This window comes from Ferrimonas kyonanensis DSM 18153 (assembly GCF_000425405.1).
GTDB lineage: Bacteria > Pseudomonadota > Gammaproteobacteria > Enterobacterales > Shewanellaceae > Ferrimonas > Ferrimonas kyonanensis.
In genome coordinates this window covers 1-1,974 of sequence record NZ_AUDJ01000055.1, presented here as the reverse complement: position 1 = coordinate 1,974, position 1,974 = coordinate 1, and the positions used below count along the sequence as shown (strand labels likewise).

Genomic DNA, 1,974 nt, shown 5'->3' with positions numbered 1-1,974 from the left:
TGGTGGAGCTACACGGGATCGAACCGTGGACCTCTTGCATGCCATGCAAGCGCTCTCCCAGCTGAGCTATAGCCCCAAGCCTTAGACACTTTTTGGGAAGCATTCCCTGAGTGCGTGGCGCATTGTATGGATGCCCCCAAAATGTGTCAACCGGTTTTTCAGGAATTAGCTCTGTTTGCTATAAATTCCACCGCCTTGTTGATTCTGGCTACAGCCCTTGTGCGACCAATAAACAACAGGGTTTGATCAAGGCCTGGGGACTGGCCTGCACCGGTCACGGCAACGCGCAACGGCATACCCACTTTGCCCATGCCTACTTCCAATTCAGCCGCAGTATCCTGGATAACCTGATGCAGGTTTTCTACCGTCCAGTCCTGCAAGGCTTCCAGCTTGGCTTTTACATGCAACAACGGCTGCTCAGCAACAGGACGCAGGTGTTTCTTGGCGGCGGCAGGATCAAAGTCGTCGAAATCTTCATAGAAATAGCGGCTGGCTGCGGCCATCTCCTTCAGAGTCTGACACCTTTCCGCCATTACGGTCACCAACTGAGACAGCTGTGGGCCATTTTCAGTATTGATGTTCTGATCCTGCATGTGCCAGCGGAGCTGCTCTGCTACATAGTGTGGATCCATGCTCTTCATATAATGCTGGTTCAACCAAAGCAGTTTATCGGTATTAAATGCTGAGGCGGATTTGTTGATGGCCTCCAGGCTGAACAACTCAATCATCTCCTGACGAGAGAAGATCTCCTGATCACCGTTAGACCAGCCCAGCCGCACCAAATAGTTCAGCAACGCTTCCGGCAGATAACCGTCATCACGGTATTGCATCACACTGACCGCGCCATGACGCTTGGATAACTTGGCTCCATCATCACCCAAAATCATCGATACATGGGCAAACTCAGGAACCGGAGCCCCCAATGCCTTGTAGATATTGATTTGTCGCGGTGTATTGTTGATGTGGTCTTCACCACGAACAACCTGAGTAATTCCCATGTCCCAGTCGTCTACTACCACACAGAAGTTGTAGGTTGGCGAGCCATCAGTACGACGAATGATCAGATCATCCAATTCAGTATTCGCCACTTCGATACGGCCGCGAACGTGATCGTCAAAGACAACTGTCCCTTCCTGAGGGTTACGGAAGCGAATCACATAAGGAAGGTCCTTGTCATCACCATCACGGCACAAACCGTCGTAACGCGGCTTCTCACCATTGGCCATTTGAGTTTCACGCAACTCATCCAAACGCTCACGAGGACAATAACATTTATACGCTTTGCCTTCGGACAGCAACTGGTCAATCAATTGATTGTAACGGTCGAATCGTTTGGTCTGATAGTAAGGCCCTTCTTCCCAGTTCAGTCCCAGCCACTCCATTCCTTCCATAATGGCATCGATGGCTTCCTGGGTTGAACGCTCAAGATCGGTGTCTTCAATGCGTAACACAAATTGGCCACCCTGGTTGCGAGCGTACAACCAAGAATAGAGAGCAGTTCGGGCACCACCGACGTGAAGATAACCGGTTGGGCTGGGAGCAAAGCGAGTTTTAACAGTCATAACCTTCTCTGATTCTGTCGAATACTGATTTCTGCCACAGAAAGGCAGATAGAAAATCGCGTTATTCTAGCAGCCCGTCAGCGCTTCCCCCAAATATGATTTACCCTGTGTGTGTAAGAGGCGGTCGAGGCCGGGCTCAAGCGCCCACCTGCCCGCAAGAAACCAACGTGATTTGCAGGGTGAGACCGCCGACACGGTCATAAAAGCAACAACCAAAAGCGCAACTTGCATCGTTAATGTTCGTTGCGTTCAAATTGCCGTCAGGCGGCGTGTTTCGGGGAGAAATTTATTGACACTAAAACACTGCCCCCTATAATACGCCTCCGTTGCTGAGGGCGATTAGCTCAGTTGGGAGAGCACCTGCCTTACAAGCAGGGGGTCACTGGTTCAAGCCCAGTATCGCCCACCACTT

At 51.0% G+C, this 1,974-nt stretch carries 1 protein-coding gene and 2 tRNA genes; 1 reads left to right on the top strand and 2 read right to left on the bottom strand.

Features of this window, described 5'->3' with window-relative positions:
- Both H598_RS0113470 and gltX read right to left on the bottom strand, forming a co-directional pair.
- Positions 1–76, bottom strand: a tRNA-Ala gene (locus H598_RS0113470).
- Positions 77–158: 82 nt separating this feature from the next.
- On the bottom strand, positions 159–1,562 hold the full coding sequence (gltX, locus tag H598_RS0113465) for a glutamate--tRNA ligase (RefSeq protein ID WP_028113470.1): 1,404 nt from the start codon (positions 1,560–1,562) through the stop codon (positions 159–161).
- A gap of 333 nt (positions 1,563–1,895) precedes the next feature.
- Here gltX and H598_RS0113460 point away from each other — a divergent pair.
- Positions 1,896–1,971: transfer RNA gene (locus H598_RS0113460), tRNA-Val, on the top strand.
- Positions 1,972–1,974 lie beyond the last annotated feature (3 nt).

Coding starts and splice junctions, on each gene's coding strand:
- gltX (WP_028113470.1), bottom strand. CDS start 1,562: ATGACTGTTAAAACTCGCTTTGCTCCCAGCCCAACCGGTTATCTTCAC.